Genomic DNA, 15846 nt, shown 5'->3' with positions numbered 1-15846 from the left:
CTCGACAGCTGCATCGGTCGGCGGAACTACCCGAGCATGCCCGTTGACCACGCTGCCGCACCGGGAAACTCAAAGATCCCCGACAGAGTCAAGCTAAGGGGGTGCACACCTTGATCTGCCGTGTCGTCAGCCCCCGGACACAGTGGTGTCCGCACCCGTTCCGCACGGGCACGGACACCCCCATCAGGCAGCCGTCGTCACCGAGAACCCCGGTGGGACGCCGGTCTCACGGCACTCGCACCGCGGATCGGAGCACAGCTTCTCGTGGGCGAGCACGGCCAGCACCGCGACCTGAAGCCGCGTTTGCTGTTCCAGCTTCTCCACGATCCGCGCAATGTGCGCCTTCACCGTGCGCTCCGTGATCCCCAGCTCCCGCGCAAGATGCCGGTTTCCTGCACCCGTGCCCACCAGAAGGAACACTTCCCGTTCGCGGTCCGTCAGCCTTTTGAGCTTCCATAAGCCCCGTACCGGATGTACGCCCATCCGGCCGTAGGCGCAGGCGTGACCGTCCGCATTGGACCGTTCAGTCATTCCGGTCCTTCCTGACCACCGCATTTCCCCCGGAAGACCCCCGTGGCTCTGGGTGCGGCGGTAATCATTTACAACCTAATGTGCTTGGGTGCTGCTCGAAAGCGCATTGCACCGTGGCGGCGTTGTTCGCGCTCGTCGAGCCCGTCCGGCGTGACACGGCGGTCACTGCTGGTGTCGGGCAGCAGGGGGCGCAGGTAGGCGAAGGCGGCGGTGCTCAGGCGGGCCGGATCGAGCAGGCCCAACACCCGCAGGAAAGTCTTCTCTTCCCCCTCTCCTGCCCCACTGATCAGCGTGAACCGGGACAACCCGCCTGAATTCCGCTAGTAGGGCTCGCCTGCCGTTCCATGAGGAGGGCGCCCGGCGTCAGGAGCGGCTGAACTCGTGACCCATTCGGTGAGGGCGGTGAGGGCGTCCACCGGGTGTCTGGCACGGATCCGGATCCTTCGGTAGCGGTCGCCCGGCACCGGAAACTGCGGGGACCGGTCCCATCTGCGGGCGATGCACCAGATCCAGGTGCTGCGGTGAAGCCTTCAGGCCGAGGCGAAGCAGCGGTCGCCGCGTAGCCGTACCTCCACATTCAGCGGTTCGCGGAACGGAGTCAGCTCGGTCGTGTCGTAGCCGATGCGGAAGCTGACCTGGGCGTCCTTCCAGTCCAGCCGATTGGCTTCCGCGATTCGCTCGCGCGCGATCCGGGCGCCTTCGCGGAGGAACACGGGGTCATGGATGACCAGGGCGTCGGCCTCCAGGGTGAGCAGGGGTCTGGACAGCAGAGCCCTGACAGTCTGCACCTGAGAGCCTGTCGGGTGGCTGATCATGCGTGAAGTGTGACGGTCGTGATCTGCCCTCCGGGCATGGCGACGGCCCCGGAATGATCACGTGGTGTGTGCCAGTGTGACAACTCCGAGGCCGTCAGCGGCCCATGCTATCCGTCCAGCCTGACCGATGAGATGTGGGAGATCGTCCGGCCGCTCCTTCCCGCGCGTGACCTGCGAAAAGGCGGCGGGATACGCAAGTACGGAGACCGGCTGGTGCTCGACTCGGTCTTCTACGTGCTGCGCTCGGGCTGCCAGTGGCGGATGCTTCCGCGCGACTTGATGCCCTGGGACGCGGCCCACCGCTGGTTCACCAAGTGGCGCCGGGACGGCACCTGGGACCGCGTCCACGACGAGCTCCGCCGCCAGGTCCGGATCGGGGCCGGACGCGATCCCGAGCCGTCGGCCGCCGTGATCGACGCCCAGTCGATCAAGACCAGCGAGGGCGGCGAGGCGCGTGGGTTCGATGCGGGCAAGCGAACGACAGGGCGGAAGAGACACGTGATCGTGGACACGATGGGCCTGCTGCTAGTCGTCGCGGTCACCTCCGCGTCCGTGCAGGACCGGGCCGGAGGCCGCATCGTCCTGGCCCGTCTCGCGAAGGGATTCCGCACGGTCAGTCTGGTGTGGGCCGACGGCGGATACGCCAACTCCGTGGATTCCACGCTTCTTTCATGGGCCCGGGGCGCGTTGAACATCGTCGTCGAGATCGTGAAGCGGACCGACGACGTCAAGGGCTTCAAGGTCCTGCCCCGCCGCTGGGTGGTGGAGCGAAGTTTCGGCTGGCTGGTCCGAAACCGTCGGCTGGCCCGCGACTACGAACGGCTGACCGCGACCTCCGAGGCCATGATCAAGGTGGCAATGATCCGCCTGATGCTCGTCCGGCTCGCCGGACAGCCCTTGCGGTGGAGCCATGAATCCCACCGCAAGACCGCACGAGCCAACACCGTCGAGGACTACATCGCAGCGTAATCAATCGGCCACCCGACAGGCTCTGAGCCGGAACGGTTGCGAAGGACGCCATCCCGGCTGCCACGGCCATCGCGGTGCCCAGCACATCAGGCTGCCTCGCGACGGCGTCCAGTCACGATCCCCGAATGAACGGGAACTGCGGTTATGGAGGGTCGGCCGGGCGCTGGCCCTCACCTTCGCCGCCGCGGTCCTGGTCGCGGACGGCATCTTCTACGGGCTGGTGGTGACTGACGCGCTGTGTCTCACGACCTTGTCGCATCCGCGGGAATCCACCAGTCTGAATGGGACGAGCCTGCCACTGGCTCGAGTATCCAGTCGAAGCACATGTGGCAGGTGGCAGTTCGCCGGCCTGCGGAGGAGCCAGGCGACCTGACTCTTGCGGAGCGTAAAGAAAACCCCCTGCCGAGGCGGGTGTTGGTCCCAATGCGGGCCGAGGAGGAATAGTCAAGACCTGTGGATCAAGTCAGTCGCGGTGGTGTCCCTGACGCAGTCGGCGACTGGCGTCGGCTCGGACCCGTCGGGTTCTTCCGGCTTCGGCGAGCAGGGTGAGGACGGCGGGTGAGGGCAGGGTCTCGACGGCCTTGCGCTGGAACCAGTCGGATCCGGTGGTGACTTCCTCCAAGCCCCACGGCTCGCCCAGGGTGATTGACCGCAGCAGGGCCCATTCGCGCAGACGGCGGGCGAGGAACTCCCGCTCCGCGCTGATCTCGGCCATCGCGCGGGCCCAGGCGGTGAACCCCTCGTCGGCCAGCAGCTGCGCCGCATGACGGTCGAGGTGGCGGACGATAGCCGACTGCGCCATCGTCGTGTCCGAGTCGCGCAGGATTCTGGTCACCAGATCGGCTTCGTCTTCGTCACGGACGACGGCCAGCTCGTGCAGGTAGCGGGCGAATCGCTGGTGCTCGTTCTCGGCGGAACGGTCATCGGCGCCGTTGGGGCCGTTCACGCGGCGGCCTCCTCGGAGCGCTCGACGAGATAGCCGCGTTCAAAACGGGCGCCGGCCCGCACCAGCGCCACAAGATGGGGTGCGTTGACCGCGCGCCAGCGGGCCTGCGCGGATTCGATCAGCTTGAAGACCATGGCGAGGGCGGCACCCCGGCTGCCGGCGCCCTTGGTGACCTTCGTCCGCAACCGGACCGTGGCGAAGGTCGACTCGATCGGATTTGTGGTGCGCAAATGGACCCAGTGCTCGGCGGGGAAGTCGAAGAAGGCCAGCAACTCGTCCTCGTCGTCCGTGATCCGCTTGACGACCTTGGGGTATTTCGCCTGGTAGGCCCGCTCGAAGGCGCGGACTGCCCTGGCCGCGTGTTCCTTGTCCTCGGCGTTGTAGATCTCCTGGATCGCGCGCTTGGCCGCAGGCTGGGCCGACTTCGGCAGCGCGTCCAAAACGTTGGCCGTTTTGTGAACCCAGCACCTTTGATGGCGGGTGTCGGGGAACACCTCGTTCAGTGCGTTCCAGAAGCCGAGTGCGCCGTCTCCGACGGCCAAAACCGGAGCCCGCATGCCCCGGCGAGCGCAGTCCCGCAGCAGCCCGGCCCATGCCTCGGACGACTCGCGGTATCCGTCGGTCATCGCGATCAGTTCCTTCGTGCCATCGGCCCGCACGCCCATCAGCACCAGGACTGCGGCCTTCGCCTCCTCCAGGCGGATGCGCAGGTGGACGCCGTCCGCCCAGACGTACACGTAGTCGGTGCAGGACAGGTCGCGGTCCATGAACGCCCTGTGGTCGGCCTGCCATTGGACGGTCAGCCGCGTCACGGTGGCGGGCGAGAGGCCGGCCGAGGAGCCGAGGAACTGCTCGAGTGCGGGCACGAAGTCGCCGGAGGACAGGCCGTGCAGGTAGAGCAGCGGCAGCACCTCGCTGATCTTCGGGGACTTCCTTGCCCAGGGCGGCAGGATCGCCGAGGAGAACCGCTTGCGTTCGCCCGTGGCCTCGTCGATGCGCTTGTCGTTCACGCGCGGGACCTTGACCTCGACGACGCCGGCGGAGGTCGTGACCTTCCGCGGCTGGTGATGGCCGTTTCGCACGACCAGGCGGCGACCGCTCTCGTCCCGCTCACCGGCCAGCTCGGCTATGTAAGCGTTGACTTCCGCCTCCAGGGCAGCGGCCAACATCCGTCTCGCGCCCTCTCGGACGATCTCGTCGATCAGGGAGCTGTTTGGCGTGGAACCGTCAGCATTGACTACCGTGAGCACGGGCGTGCCTTCCCGACCGGCGCTGCGAACGCCGGCCTACTCGGTGACCTTCCATCGATCACTCGGGAAGGTACGCCCCTCGCGTGCCACCCGAGCCCCGATCCACAGGTCTTGAGCATTGCTCCTTGCCCCCCAGGTGGTGCGCCAGTTCGACGCGGCCCGCTGAGTGCCACAAACGGCCACGCCGCTGCTGGGCCAGCATCGGCTCCACCGGAGGGCGCAGCATTTGTCAGCCAGGGAAGGGGGTGGGCTTCGGGCCTGGCACCACCGTCGGCTCCTTCCGCCGGGTGTCGCCGGGGCCCGCACCCTCTGGGGTGGCGCGGGCCCCGGTGTGAGGGGCAGCAGCCCAGGTCGTCCTGCCACAGACCGCGGGCGGCCGGGTCAGCCGCAGTCGTTGCGGTTGATCTTCAGGGATCGGGTCTGGTCGTTGAGGTTGTAGCCGCGCAGGTCGTGGATGGAGCCGCCGCTGCGGGTCACGCACACCCAGCGGCCGGAGTAGTTCCGCTTCTCGTAGATGCGGGCGGTTCGGTTGGAATTGTTCCGGACAGAGCTGCCCCGGTCCCGGATCTCGGAGGGCAAGTCCTTGACGCCGCCGTCGACGGCGCGACGGACCCAGGGCTGGCCGCCGAAGTTGATCTCGGGGTAGATGCAGACGTAGCCGGACGGGCAGTCGATCGCCGCCTGCACCCCGCCGGCCGGAGAGGAGGCGGAGGCGGTGGTGGCGGGAACGGCGAGCGGCATGAGGGCCAGGGCGGCGAAGGCCGCGACACGCTTCACAGTTTTGATCACGGCACCAGACTCCCCGGCCGCCCTGGCCGGATGCGGGCGATCTCCTGCGCGTTCACTCCGCCAGAGGAGCGCGGAAGAAGCGTGCCGGGGCGCGAACACGGCAGGCCGGCCCAGCTACCCCGGCTGTGAGCCGGTGGCTTCGCCGCCACGTTCCGACCGTCGTGCGCGCAGGCTTTGGCCTGATAGCGATTCTGATTTACCGGCATCCTCGTACCACCTCCTCAGTCACCTCCTCTGAGCGTTCGTGTTCAGCGCTGCCCTCGTGCGCGCGATGGTCCTGACGGCTTTGAAGTGGTGGCTCAGCGGCCTGCTGCCGAGTTGCCCCTGGGACGCCACTGATGCTGCCCGCGGCGGCAAGCAGCACGCTGATGCGTTTGGCGAAGTCCGGGCCGGGCAAGGGCAGGTCGATGTCCGGTTCGTCGTTGACGTAGCCGACGGCGACGGCGGTCGGCAGGTAGTGCATCAAGGCGTCGACGACTTCGGTGCGGGGACGGTCAGCCCGCCTCATGAGGTTCCTGAAGACCCGCAGCACGGTGGGAGTGCTGGTGTCGAGGTTCTTGATCGGTTCCGGGACCTTCAGGGAATGCGAACTCTTCGCGGCCTGCGTGCGTGCGGATGTGGATGTGTGGTCGGGCTCCGGGCAGGTGTCGATCTGCGTCTGCTGGTACCACCACGCTGCCGCGTCGCTCTCCCCGAGTGAGAGGTGATGCAGGTACAGGCAGTACGAGGCCGCCCTGTCGCCCGCTCCGGCTGCGTACTGCCACCAGGAGCGGGCGCCGTCGTCGGCGTCGGCGAGCTGGAGGACGCAGCCCAGCACCCGGGCACCTGGGGGAGCAGGGAGCTGCTCGGTCACAAATCCCTGCAGAGCCGATGCCGGTGCCTGGGAGACCAGAACTTCGCAAAGGGCATGCAGGTCACGTACTGCCACAGCGGCCAGTGCGTCCCGGTCGCCGGACCCGGGTGCCGCTTCGGGCGCGTTGCCCATCGGCGGCGTCTCCACTGCCGTTCGGGGGACGATGTCGTTAGGGCGGCTGGGTTCGTCGAGGAGCAGAGCGCGGGTCAGTAGTTCACCGATGCGTGTCATGGGGCGTTCCCTTCGGAGTCGTTGTCAGGGCCAAGGGCGATCTCCAGGGCGTGCCGGGCATGCCGTTCGTCGGAGCGGACAGCCGCGGTCGGCACGCCGAGGACATCGGCCACGGCGGAGGTAGGCATGCCGCGCAGGTGCCGCAGGACCATGACGTCGAGCTGGTGGTCGGGCAGCCGACTCATCGTCTTGAACAGCGCGATGCTTTCCTCGACCTGCGCGAACCGTGCTTCGTCAGTTGTCAGGGTGCTGAGTGTGACGGTGTCGAACGCGGCCATGACGAACTCGGGCCGACCGTCCACGTGACGGGCACGGGCCATCACACTGCGCCGGAACACAGACCAGGCGAACTTCACGACATCTGAACTGGCCAGGGCCTCGTCCCAGCACAGCCAGAGAATGTCGAAAGCCTCCGTCACGGCCTGATGCGACTCTTCGTCTCCGCTGAGAAAGACGCCCGCGTAGGCCTCGTACGCGCCACGCTGTAGCTCGGAGAAGGCGCGGTGTTCCAGTGGCGGGCGGTCGGAGCCGGTCGACAGTACCTGCCTGTATATGCACCGGTCGATCCAGTCCGGCTTCTTCTGGGCTTCGAGTGCGGCCGCAGACCACAGGCGGCGCATGGGCCAAGCCGGGATGTTCAGTTCCTGCAGCAGGCTGTAGGTGATTTCCCACCTCGGATACAGGCCGGTGCCGCGCAGTAGTTCGGAGATCTTGGACTTCGCCCAGCCTGTACGGGCGCTCAGGTCGCTGATGGTCAGTCCGCTGCGCAGAAAGTTTTTACGCAGCGGCTCCAGCCATGCCCGGTGGGCGCTGCCGACACTGTCGGCGATCGGCCCCAGCTTGCGGCCCGGCTTGCCAGGCGAGATGTCTTCGGGCTGCTGGGCCTGCTCGGAATGCGCGCTCACCCGGTGTGCTCCTCACCCGGGTCCCCGGTCGGCGCGGCACTCGCACGGCGACCGGCGTCCGTACGTGCCGCCTGGACGATCTGCTGCACGACAAGGACAAGTGACGGAACCAGCGTGGCGACCGCGGCGACGTGCCCGATCGCAGCCATCAGCACGCTCCAGGCCAAGACCATGAGCAGTGCGACAACGATTAATACCTGTTCCCTGGACATCGAAGCCCTTCCCTCGTACCAAGTCCGGAAGCTCCCGGCGGCGGTGCCGAATCGCCGTTCGAGAGTCGGACCATCATGGAGGGCGACCACGTGAACACGCCACGTGATCATGGATTCGCGGAACAATGCCCCTGGCACGGAAGGGACATGAGGAGCGCTGAACCTCTCACCGCGGCTCTGCGTAGCCATACATAGTCACTCCCCGACGTCCCTTCAGGGCGAAGTTCCGGGTTTTCCTTGCAATTGCCCGCCGGACCAACGCCAATAGAACAAGGACGCCGATGGCGTCGGTCCTTCCCGTCCGGAAGGCCGTGTCCCCGTGCCGAGAACCACCAGGGGGCACACCGCTGCTCTCGCCTGGCCGCTACAGAAGGCCAGGCGAGAGCGGTCTGCAGAACAGACCGGGACGACCGTACCCCCTCGCACCGACAGTGGCACCGGCGAACAGACCAGCAGCACAGCGCCGACCAGGGTAGAGATGCCCCGCGCGCGCTGCGCACGAGAAGGCGGTGTCAGTGCGCCGTGTCACACTGCGCAGGCCTGGTGGTGGTCTCACCTCGAAGCCGATGCCACCACCGGGCAACGCTTACCACCTGCACATTTGACCGACTGTCACCAAACCATCCACTCCTGCAATCATGAGGGCGCATCAGCCCCTGACCAGCTGGAGTACCGCTGTGACAGCACGTCGCCTTGCCCCCTTCGCCCCGATCGCCGCCGCTCTCCTCATCGCGTCCCTCACCGGATGCAATTCAGGCGTGACAGACACGAAGGCCGACTCCAAGCCGTCCTCCCACGCCTCTCAGTCGGGCAAGGCGTCCGCGGCACCAGGCGCACCCGCGGGCGGCAGCGACCTGTCCCTGGCCGAGGCCATCGCGAAGATCCCCACAGGCACCGAGGACCGCACCGGGTACGAGCGCGACAGCTTCCGTCTGTGGGTCGATGCCGACAAGGACGGCTGTGACACCCGAAAGGAAGTCCTGATCGCGGAAGCGGTCAAGGCCCCGGAGCAGGGAGCGCGATGCGCGCTGACCGGCGGCGAGTGGCTCAGCTACTACGACGAAGTCACCGTGAACGCGGCCACGAAGCTCGATATTGACCACGTCGTACCTTTGGCTGAGGCGTGGGACTCCGGGGCCTCGAAGTGGGATGCCGACCGGCGCGAGCAGTACGCCAACGACCTCGACGCCGACAGGTCGCTGGTCGCCGTCACCGCGAAGACCAACAGGAGCAAGGCAGACCGGGACCCGGCCGAGTGGCTCCCGCCGGCCGCCTCCGCGCAGTGCACCTACGGAGCCGACTGGGTCGGAACGAAGCTCCGCTGGAAGCTCACCGCAGACGACAAGGAACGGGCCGCACTCGAGAAGCTCGCCAAGGGCTGCTCCGACACCGTCGTGAAGTACGAGGTCGCTCCCTAGCTGGCAGTCCGGCGTGGCACCCTCACCGCAGTCAGACCACGGTGAGGGTCCCGTGCCTCCCCGACCCGGCCAGCACCTCGACGACCATGTCGGTGGCCACCGACATCCCGGTCTACTTCTGCGCCCCGGCCAGTCCCTGGCAGCGCGGGTCGAACGAGAACACGAACGGACTGCTAGGGCGGCCGCTCACGCCGCTTCATACCGGTGCGCCCGACCGCCGCGCCATTCAACCCAGTGCGGGTCGTCGAGGAGATCCCAGGCGTCATCGAGGCCGGCACGCCTCAGGAACTCGACGAGGTCACGGTCATCATGGGCGACCCCTGCGATCTGTCCGTTGATGGCGACATTGCGCCCGCCCGATGGGGACAGGCCGTGGACGACTACCGGGGCGCTCATGCTTTCAGGGTGGCCCGGGGCGACGGCGGGCGCATCCGGCTGGCCCAGGTGCGCAGGTCCCGGTCCGGCGTGAGGATCGGAGTGCGGGCGGCGGCCCGACACTGACGGTCCCGGGAGGTATGCATGCCGTCGACGATCTGGAGCGGCGCCATCAGCTTTGGCCTGGTCACGATCCCCATCCGGGCCTCGTCTGCAACCGAGGATCATTCGATCCGCTTCCACCTGGTCCACCTGGAGGACATGGGGCGGATCCGCACCCGGAAGATCTGCGAGATCGACGGCGAGGCGCTCGGCCAGGAGGAGATCGGCAAGGGGTACGCGCTCGCGAAGGACCAGGTCGTCCCGGTATCGGACGAAGAGCTCGCCCAGATGCCCCTGCCCACCGCGAAAGCGATCGAAATTGTCGCATTCGTCGACCGTGCATCAATCGACCCGGTCCGCATCGCGGATAGCTACTACCTATCCGCGGACGGCGCCGTGGCCGCCAAGCCCTATGTACTCCTGCGCCGTGCCCTGGAACGGAACTCGAAGGTGGCCATCGCGAAGTTCGCATGGCACAACCGCGAACGTCTCGGACTGCTCAGCATCCGCGACAACGCCCTCGTCCTCCACTCAATGAAGTGGCCCGACGAGCTGCGCTCCCCTGACGAGCTCACCCCGAAGCCGGTCGACCTGGACGAGGACGAGCTTGCCGAGGCCATGAAGCTGATCGACTCCATGACCACCAACGACATCAGTAGCTACCGTGACCACTACCGTGAAGCGCTGGAGGAGCTCATCGCCGCGAAGGCTGAGGGCAAGGTCCCACCCGAGCCGGCCGAGGAAGGGGAAGGTGCGCCCGGCGGCGTCATCGACCTGATGGCCGCTCTGAACGCCTCAGTGAAGAAGGCCAAGGAATCCCGCGGCGAGGGCGAGCATGCCACCATCCACGAGATGAAGCCCCGCAAGGAGGCGGCCGCGAAGAAGGCCCCGGCCAAAAAGACCGCAGCCAAGAAGACGTCGTCAACGAGCAAGACCGCAGCGAAGAAGGCCGGCGCCCGAAAGCCGAAAAGTGCTTAGGTCAGCCCCGTCTGCGGGTTGCAAATCTGGCACGCCTCAATGTCCGGTTCGTCCAGGGCGATGATCGCCTCCTGCCGGTTGATGAACCCAAGCTGGGCGCTGTACAAGGCGCAGCCTCCGCGGTGCAGCATCGCCGTCTCACCCGACCGCTTCGGCTGGATCTTCCACGACTGCTCAGCCCGCGCCCGCTCCCGGGCACGCTGCTCCTGCAGTTCCTTGACCTCAAGCTCACGGACCCGGTTCTCGGCCTGCCGCAGCTGGTAGCGCAACCAGTCGACCAAGGCCCGGTTCTTGTCCAGGTCGGATATGTCGCCGCCAGGCATGGCTACGCCTCGGCCGGCTCGTGGGCGTGCTTGAGCGCCATGCGGGCCTCGACACGGTCGCCGACGTCAACGGAATCCCAGAACGGGTGCGTGGACACGGTGATGCTGAGCTCCAGTAGCCGCGCTTGGAAATCGGCGACTTTAGCGGCCTGTTCCTCCGCGTACCCCGGACTGTCTGCCTTGCCGGACCGGTAGCCGGAGTGGAGTTGCTTCTCGCCCTCCCAGCCGGGCATCGGCTCGGCCGACCAAGGCAATGTCTTTGCGTACTGCTCGTAGGCGGCGCGGGTCTCGTGGAGGGAGATCTGGCCGTCGCGCAATTCCTGGGGGAAATCGAAGGAGGTGGTCTCGGGCACGCACTAATACTACGTCTGTTCGAATATCGGATGCGAATGACACGCTGAACCACCCCATAAGAGGTCACCCACCCCCGAAATCCTGCCCAGAACCGCCCGCCCCCGCCATACCGGACCCGGCCTCGCCGCACTCCCGTCGGCAAGGCCATCATCCGGAGGTTGCTGCCGTACGCCGCATCTCCCGCACCTTCGTGGCGGGCAAGGCGATCAAGTCTCAAGCCGCGCCGAGGTCGATGAGGGATGGGACGGCTGTAGTGGCGCCGCTGCGGGAGGCTTGCAGGGAGGCGTGGGCGGCGAGGACTGCGTGCAGGCCGTCGTGGAGGGTCGCGTTGCGGTGGCTGTGGCCGAGGACCATGTCGCGGAAGGCTTCGTGCTCGGCGACGAGGGGTTCTTGTTTGGGTATCGCGTAGCGGGTGACGTCGCCCTCGGTGACGCCGCGGAATGCGGCGAGGGCCTCACTGGGAGCACGTGGCTGGATCAGGTGAGCATGCTGCGGAGCGCTGCGAGGTGCTGGAGGCTGGCGATGGTTTCTGTGGCCCCGGCCTTGTCGAGGTCATGGAGGGTTGACCGACCGGTGGCGACGCCGAGGACGGGGACTCCTGCAGAGCGTGCTGCGGTGACGTCAGCGGGTGTGTCACCGATCAGCAGAGCATCGATGGCTTTGATCGGAGTGCCGAGTGCATCTGAGGCTCGGGCCATGGCGGTACGGACGAGCTCGGCCCGGTCGTCGTGGTCCTCGCCGTATCCGCCGTACTGGAACCGGACATGGGTGTCGAGACCGAACACGGCGAGTTTGGTTTCGGCGACGGGTCGGATGTTCCCAGTGACCACGGTCTGCACGATGCCGTCCATGGCGGCCAGCGCTGCGAGGGCGGTCGCGGCGCCGGGCAGCGCGTGTCCGCGCTCGCGCAGCTCGTGAGCGCGCAGGCGGTGCCGTTCGGCGGAGCAGCGGGCGAATGCCTCGAACATGCTGCGGTCGCTGACGATGCCGTGGAGGCGGGCGGTCTCACGGAAGATGACGGGTTCGGTCATTCCGTCGACCGCGGCCTGTTTGTCCATTCGGATGCCGGTGACGTGCTCGAAGCATTCGGCGAACAGTTCTCTGCCGACGCCCCGGGTCGCGATGAGCGTGTGGTCGATGTCCCACAGAACCAGTCTCAAGGTCGCCTCCGAAACCCCGCCGTCCATGTGCCGGGAACACCGTTTCACACGTTGGTGGAAAGGCAACCGGCCCGGTGCAGGACCGCTCTACCGTGAATGCATCACCTGTGAACGGGGGACCGGGATGGGCCTGCCTACGCTGCCGACCGGCGAGCGAATCCGTGACCGGCGTACTCGCCTGGGGCGTACCCAGGCCGTTGTCGCAGGTTTGTGCGGGATCACGACTGACTATCTTTCCCGGATTGAGCGCGGCCTCAAGACTCCCTCTGGCGACGTGATGGCCAAGCTGGCGGCCGAACTGCAAGTGCCTATCGGCTACCTACTCGGCGATGACGAGTCCGACACCGAGCCGCCGCTCGTCACGGCGGGAAGCGGTGTCGTGCAGGAACTCCTGGGGCGTCACGTCCGCCCCGACGCGGTGCTGGTCGACGCCATCGTCCTGCGTGACCGGGTGGAAGAGGCGTGGAAGAGCTGGCAGACCTCACCCACCCGGTTCACTGAAGCTGCGGCCGTGCTGCCGGATCTCATCACCGACGTCGAAACGGCCCTGCGGGCCCACCGCAACAGCACCGGCATCGAACGCCGTGAAGTACTACGAGTGGCCGCCGACCTCTATGGCCTGTTGCGTTCCTACACACGCAGGGCCGGCCGGCCCGACCTCTCACTCATGGTCGCCGACCGGGCGTTACGGGCCGCCGAAGACGCGGATGACCCGCTGCGCATTGCCGCCGCCCACTGGAACCTGGGCCATGTACTGCTCTCCCAGCCCGGTCAGGAATCAGATGCGGCGGATGTCGCGATGACAGCCGCCGACGAGCTCAGCCGCACGCTCACCACGCCCGAGGCCACAGCGGTCCGCGGCGCCCTGGAACTCGTCGCGGTTGTCGCCGAAGCCCGCACGCGCCGCCCCTGGGCGGCACGAGAGCGGCTGACCGAGAGAGTCGCCCCGCTCGCCGACCAGGTGGGCGAGGGCAGCAACACGCTCTGGACGGTGTTCGGCCGGACCAACACCGAACTGCACGCCGTGTCGGTGGAGATGACCACCGGGGACGCCATCGAGGGACTGCGCCTCGCCGACCGGGTCGACATCAGCAAACTCCCGTCGATGGAGCGACGCTTCACCTTCGGCCTGGAAGTCGCCTCCGGCTACGACCTGCGCCGAGACGACGCCGCAGTTTTGGTCCACCTGCTGGAACTGGAAGAACTCGCCCCCGAAGACCTCGAACGAAGCCCCCTCGCCCGCACCCTGGTCATCTCCCTGGTGGGGGGGGGGGGGGGGGCCCCCCCCCCCCCTCCCCCCCCCCCCCCCCCCCCCCTCCCCCCCTCCTTCCCCCCCCCCCCCCCCCCCACACTCCGCAGACAGGCCACCGCACTCGCCGACCGTCTCCACCTGCTGTGAGAGACCCGGACCCACAGCCGACCCGGACTCCCAGTCCGGTTTGGCGCGCACGCCTCGTCGTACGGTCCCCACCCCAGACCATCGACACCAGGACCCGCCATGAATTCCGGCACCCATACCCGCCCGGACGTCCAGGGAATCGCAGGAACCCGCGTTGCCCCAGCCGGCAAGACATGGGACGCGGTACGCATGAGCCGGTTCCTCGGACTGCAGACCGTCGAACGACTCGGCAACGATGCAGGCCCCGTCATCATGGACCCCGCCGCCCGCACCATGTACTTCCTCGTACCAGCCGGAACCACCACCACCTGGAACCTTCCCCAGTCCACGGCCCTGGGAGATACCACCCACGTCGTCCTCCCGCCCCAGGACAAGCAGACACCGCCCGGCCCGTACTGGCTGATCACCTCACGCCTGCCGCTCACCAGCACCACCGCACTACATGACGCACTGGAAGCAGTCCAGGGCCCGCGCTCGGCTGCCGCGTTACCCATCGACCTGACCAGGCTGACGTTCGATCAAGCCAAGGGATGGAACTGTGCCCTGTGCGGAGCGCAGCTCCATGCCGATCGATCACTCGGCGTCCATACAGCTGACACAGGCCTTCTCACCGAGCCGACCGAACTCTGGGCCTGCGCACCCGCCTGCCGCTCACAGGCCCGCGCTCGGTAGTGGAGAGCGCGACCTGCACCCAACGGTGGCAGGAGTGGACTTCTGATGCCCACCTTCGTCTAGCGGTCGCCGGCCACCGTGCCGGGCTGAGCCAGGCAGAGCGCCGTGTGCTCCAACTCGACACTGTGGGAGCCCTTGACCAAGACAATGTCTCCCGGCTGAATCAGGTCACGGGCCAGGGTCAGAGCGTGGTCCCGGTCGCGGGCGCCCACCACCTTCAGCTGCGGGTTGTCCTGCTGGGCGGCGACAGCCATCGCCTGAGCGTCAACGCCGCCGACCGCGATCAGCACGTCGATGTCGGCGGCGGCGACAAGACGGCCGACCTGCCGATGTTCGTCGCCGCCGTCGGCGCCCAGTTCCTTCATCTCTCCCAGGACCGCGATGGTCCGGCGCCCGTCCCCCATGGACTCAAGGGCCGTGAACGCTGCCTTCATCGAATCGGGGTTCGCATTGAACGCGTCGTTGATGATCCGCACCCCGTCGGGCCGGTCGGTGACCTCCATGCGCCCCGACGCCACCAGGACCGCGCGGGACAGAGCGGCCGCCGTCTTCTCCACACCGGCGCCCAGCCCGATCGCGACGGCGGCCGCGGCCAGCGCGTTCGACACGTGGTGCGCGCCGTGAAGGGACAGATCGACCCGCGCCTGGGTGCCGGCGGCCGTCAGGGTGAAGGAGGCCCGGCCCGAGGTGTCGAGGGCGACGTCCAGGGCCCGTACGTCGGCGTCGGTCTCGATACCGAAGGTCAGGACCCTGGCGCGGGTACGCGATGCCATGGCGGCGACCAGCGGATCGTCGGCGTTGAGGACCGCCAGCCCGTTCGCCGGGAGCGCCTCGACGAGTTCGCCCTTGGCCTTCGCGATCTGCTCGCAGCCGCCGAACTCGCCGACGTGGGCAGTCCCCACGTTGAGGACCAGGCCGACCGTGGGCGGGGCGATACGCGTCAGGTGGGTGATGTGGCCGACGCCGCGGGCGCCCATCTCCAGCACGAGGTAGCGAACGCCCTGGTCCAGGTGGGTCACCGTCAGCGGCATGCCGATCTCGCCGTTGAACGACTTCACCGTGGCGATCGTCTCCCCGAGCTCGGGAAGCACCTGCGCGATCAGGTCCTTCGTGCTGGTCTTGCCCGCCGAGCCGGTCAGCCCGATCACCATCGCTTCCGGCACGGCGGCCAGCAGGGTGCGGGCCAGTGCGGCAAGCGCGTCCAGCACGTCATCGACGACCACGGTCGGGACACCGACGGGACGGGTGGCCAGGACCGCCACCGCACCGGCTTTCACCGCGTTCGCCGCGAAGCCGTGCCCATCGGTGTGCTCACCGGGCAGCGCGGCGAACAGGCCACCGGGTTCGACCGTGCGCGAGTCGACGACCGCGGGCGCGGTCATCAGCACGGAGGGGTCCGGCACGTCGCACAGGCGGCCGCCGACGGCTGTTGCGACGGCTTCGAGTGAAAGGGGGATCACGAAACGAACTCCGCATCAGCAGGGCTTGCCCGGCACGGCCAACAGCCCACCGGTTCGGCTCTTCGACCGTAGCGCCTTCAAGGGCCGGCGCATCCGAGACCGGC

20 protein-coding genes are annotated in these 15846 nt (G+C 67.7%); 5 read left to right on the top strand and 15 right to left on the bottom strand.

The annotated features are described in order from the left end of the window. Positions 1–183 precede the first annotated feature (183 nt). The 3 genes from ACZ7IB_RS44600 to ACZ7IB_RS44590 form a co-directional block, all read right to left on the bottom strand. Positions 184–531, bottom strand: coding sequence for a response regulator transcription factor (locus ACZ7IB_RS44600; protein WP_383074037.1), 348 nt, complete (start codon positions 529–531; stop codon positions 184–186). A 68-nt stretch (positions 532–599) separates the two neighbouring features. Continuing rightward, the gene (locus ACZ7IB_RS44595) at positions 600–836 is read right to left on the bottom strand and encodes a hypothetical protein (protein ID WP_470920763.1); all 237 of its coding nucleotides are present in this window, start codon (positions 834–836) and stop codon (positions 600–602) included. Positions 837–1061: 225 nt separating this feature from the next. After that, complete coding sequence (locus tag ACZ7IB_RS44590) at positions 1062–1346, bottom strand: hypothetical protein (RefSeq protein WP_470920761.1); 285 nt, start codon at positions 1344–1346, stop codon at positions 1062–1064. Between the two features lie 66 nt (positions 1347–1412). Between ACZ7IB_RS44590 and ACZ7IB_RS44585 the strand changes: the two genes are divergently transcribed. Beyond that, entirely contained in the window at positions 1413–2315 is a 903-nt protein-coding gene (locus ACZ7IB_RS44585) for an IS5 family transposase (protein ID WP_405682330.1), read from the top strand. 463 nt (positions 2316–2778) lie between these two features. Here ACZ7IB_RS44585 and ACZ7IB_RS44580 read toward each other — a convergent pair whose 3' ends face one another. The 6 genes from ACZ7IB_RS44580 to ACZ7IB_RS44555 form a co-directional block, all read right to left on the bottom strand. Then, entirely contained in the window at positions 2779–3261 is a 483-nt protein-coding gene (locus ACZ7IB_RS44580) for a hypothetical protein (RefSeq protein WP_405691485.1), read from the bottom strand. Next, positions 3258–4511, bottom strand: a complete 1254-nt coding sequence (locus ACZ7IB_RS44575) for an IS256 family transposase (RefSeq protein WP_470920759.1) — start codon at positions 4509–4511, stop codon at positions 3258–3260. Before ACZ7IB_RS44575 ends, ACZ7IB_RS44580 begins: the two co-directional genes overlap by 4 nt. Positions 4512–4892: 381 nt before the next feature. Then, positions 4893–5300: a peptidase inhibitor family I36 protein gene (locus ACZ7IB_RS44570; protein WP_470920757.1), complete on the bottom strand. Its 408-nt coding sequence runs from the start codon at positions 5298–5300 to the stop codon at positions 4893–4895. A gap of 196 nt (positions 5301–5496) precedes the next feature. After that, the gene (locus ACZ7IB_RS44565) at positions 5497–6384 is read right to left on the bottom strand and encodes a hypothetical protein (protein WP_470920755.1); all 888 of its coding nucleotides are present in this window, start codon (positions 6382–6384) and stop codon (positions 5497–5499) included. Continuing rightward, positions 6381–7289, bottom strand: coding sequence for a sigma-70 family RNA polymerase sigma factor (locus ACZ7IB_RS44560; protein WP_470920754.1), 909 nt, complete (start codon positions 7287–7289; stop codon positions 6381–6383). The genes ACZ7IB_RS44565 and ACZ7IB_RS44560 overlap by 4 nt, the downstream gene beginning before the upstream one ends. Further along, positions 7286–7501 carry a hypothetical protein gene (locus tag ACZ7IB_RS44555; RefSeq protein WP_470920752.1) on the bottom strand — a complete coding sequence of 72 codons (216 nt, stop codon included), beginning with the start codon at positions 7499–7501 and terminating at the stop codon, positions 7286–7288. The genes ACZ7IB_RS44560 and ACZ7IB_RS44555 overlap by 4 nt, the downstream gene beginning before the upstream one ends. 758 nt (positions 7502–8259) lie before the next feature. Between ACZ7IB_RS44555 and ACZ7IB_RS44550 the strand changes: the two genes are divergently transcribed. Then, positions 8260–8919: an HNH endonuclease family protein gene (locus ACZ7IB_RS44550; RefSeq protein ID WP_470920750.1), complete on the top strand. Its 660-nt coding sequence runs from the start codon at positions 8260–8262 to the stop codon at positions 8917–8919. A gap of 186 nt (positions 8920–9105) precedes the next feature. On the opposite strand, the gene ACZ7IB_RS44545 is transcribed toward ACZ7IB_RS44550, so the two are convergent. Further along, positions 9106–9315: a hypothetical protein gene (locus ACZ7IB_RS44545; protein WP_383062895.1), complete on the bottom strand. Its 210-nt coding sequence runs from the start codon at positions 9313–9315 to the stop codon at positions 9106–9108. 123 nt (positions 9316–9438) lie between these two features. On the opposite strand from ACZ7IB_RS44545, the gene ku reads away from it, so the two are divergent. After that, the gene (gene ku, locus ACZ7IB_RS44540) at positions 9439–10374 is read left to right on the top strand and encodes a non-homologous end joining protein Ku (RefSeq protein ID WP_470920748.1); all 936 of its coding nucleotides are present in this window, start codon (positions 9439–9441) and stop codon (positions 10372–10374) included. Here ku and ACZ7IB_RS44535 read toward each other — a convergent pair. From ACZ7IB_RS44535 to ACZ7IB_RS44520, 4 genes are all read right to left on the bottom strand, one after another. Next, positions 10371–10697 carry a DUF6233 domain-containing protein gene (locus ACZ7IB_RS44535; RefSeq protein ID WP_470920746.1) on the bottom strand — a complete coding sequence of 109 codons (327 nt, stop codon included), beginning with the start codon at positions 10695–10697 and terminating at the stop codon, positions 10371–10373. The two genes, ku and ACZ7IB_RS44535, sit on opposite strands and share 4 nt — an antisense overlap. A 2-nt stretch (positions 10698–10699) precedes the next feature. Then, positions 10700–11050 (bottom strand): hypothetical protein, encoded by a 351-nt coding sequence (locus tag ACZ7IB_RS44530; protein ID WP_470920744.1) that lies wholly within the window; start codon positions 11048–11050, stop codon positions 10700–10702. Between the two features lie 214 nt (positions 11051–11264). After that, entirely contained in the window at positions 11265–11405 is a 141-nt protein-coding gene (locus ACZ7IB_RS44525) for a hypothetical protein (protein WP_470920742.1), read from the bottom strand. A gap of 122 nt (positions 11406–11527) precedes the next feature. Continuing rightward, positions 11528–12238 (bottom strand): HAD family hydrolase, encoded by a 711-nt coding sequence (locus ACZ7IB_RS44520; RefSeq protein ID WP_470920740.1) that lies wholly within the window; start codon positions 12236–12238, stop codon positions 11528–11530. Positions 12239–12335: 97 nt separating this feature from the next. Here ACZ7IB_RS44520 and ACZ7IB_RS44515 point away from each other — a divergent pair, with 97 nt between their 5' ends. Further along, on the top strand, positions 12336–13610 hold the full coding sequence (locus ACZ7IB_RS44515) for a helix-turn-helix domain-containing protein (RefSeq protein WP_470920738.1): 1275 nt from the start codon (positions 12336–12338) through the stop codon (positions 13608–13610). 99 nt (positions 13611–13709) lie between these two features. Next, complete coding sequence (locus tag ACZ7IB_RS44510) at positions 13710–14282, top strand: hypothetical protein (protein WP_470920737.1); 573 nt, start codon at positions 13710–13712, stop codon at positions 14280–14282. Between the two features lie 59 nt (positions 14283–14341). Here the strand turns inward: ACZ7IB_RS44510 and ACZ7IB_RS44505 are convergent, their stop codons facing one another. Further along, the gene (locus ACZ7IB_RS44505; protein WP_470920735.1) at positions 14342–15742 is read right to left on the bottom strand and encodes a UDP-N-acetylmuramoyl-tripeptide--D-alanyl-D-alanine ligase; all 1401 of its coding nucleotides are present in this window, start codon (positions 15740–15742) and stop codon (positions 14342–14344) included. Positions 15743–15846 lie beyond the last annotated feature (104 nt).

Source organism: Streptomyces sp. NPDC037301, from assembly GCF_055602785.1.
Note: the sequence above shows the minus strand (reverse complement) of the source record. Positions and strands in the feature narration are given on the sequence as shown.

Coding starts and splice junctions, on each gene's coding strand:
- ACZ7IB_RS44600 (WP_383074037.1), bottom strand. CDS start 531: ATGACTGAACGGTCCAATGCGGACGGTCACGCCTGCGCCTACGGCCGG.
- ACZ7IB_RS44590 (WP_470920761.1), bottom strand. CDS start 1,346: ATGATCAGCCACCCGACAGGCTCTCAGGTGCAGACTGTCAGGGCTCTG.
- ACZ7IB_RS44565 (WP_470920755.1), bottom strand. CDS start 6,384: ATGACACGCATCGGTGAACTACTGACCCGCGCTCTGCTCCTCGACGAA.
- ACZ7IB_RS44555 (WP_470920752.1), bottom strand. CDS start 7,501: ATGTCCAGGGAACAGGTATTAATCGTTGTCGCACTGCTCATGGTCTTG.
- ACZ7IB_RS44545 (WP_383062895.1), bottom strand. CDS start 9,315: ATGAGCGCCCCGGTAGTCGTCCACGGCCTGTCCCCATCGGGCGGGCGC.
- ku (WP_470920748.1), top strand. CDS start 9,439: ATGCCGTCGACGATCTGGAGCGGCGCCATCAGCTTTGGCCTGGTCACG.
- ACZ7IB_RS44535 (WP_470920746.1), bottom strand. CDS start 10,697: ATGCCTGGCGGCGACATATCCGACCTGGACAAGAACCGGGCCTTGGTC.
- ACZ7IB_RS44525 (WP_470920742.1), bottom strand. CDS start 11,405: ATGGTCCTCGGCCACAGCCACCGCAACGCGACCCTCCACGACGGCCTG.
- ACZ7IB_RS44520 (WP_470920740.1), bottom strand. CDS start 12,238: ATGGACGGCGGGGTTTCGGAGGCGACCTTGAGACTGGTTCTGTGGGAC.
- ACZ7IB_RS44515 (WP_470920738.1), top strand. CDS start 12,336: ATGGGCCTGCCTACGCTGCCGACCGGCGAGCGAATCCGTGACCGGCGT.
- ACZ7IB_RS44510 (WP_470920737.1), top strand. CDS start 13,710: ATGAATTCCGGCACCCATACCCGCCCGGACGTCCAGGGAATCGCAGGA.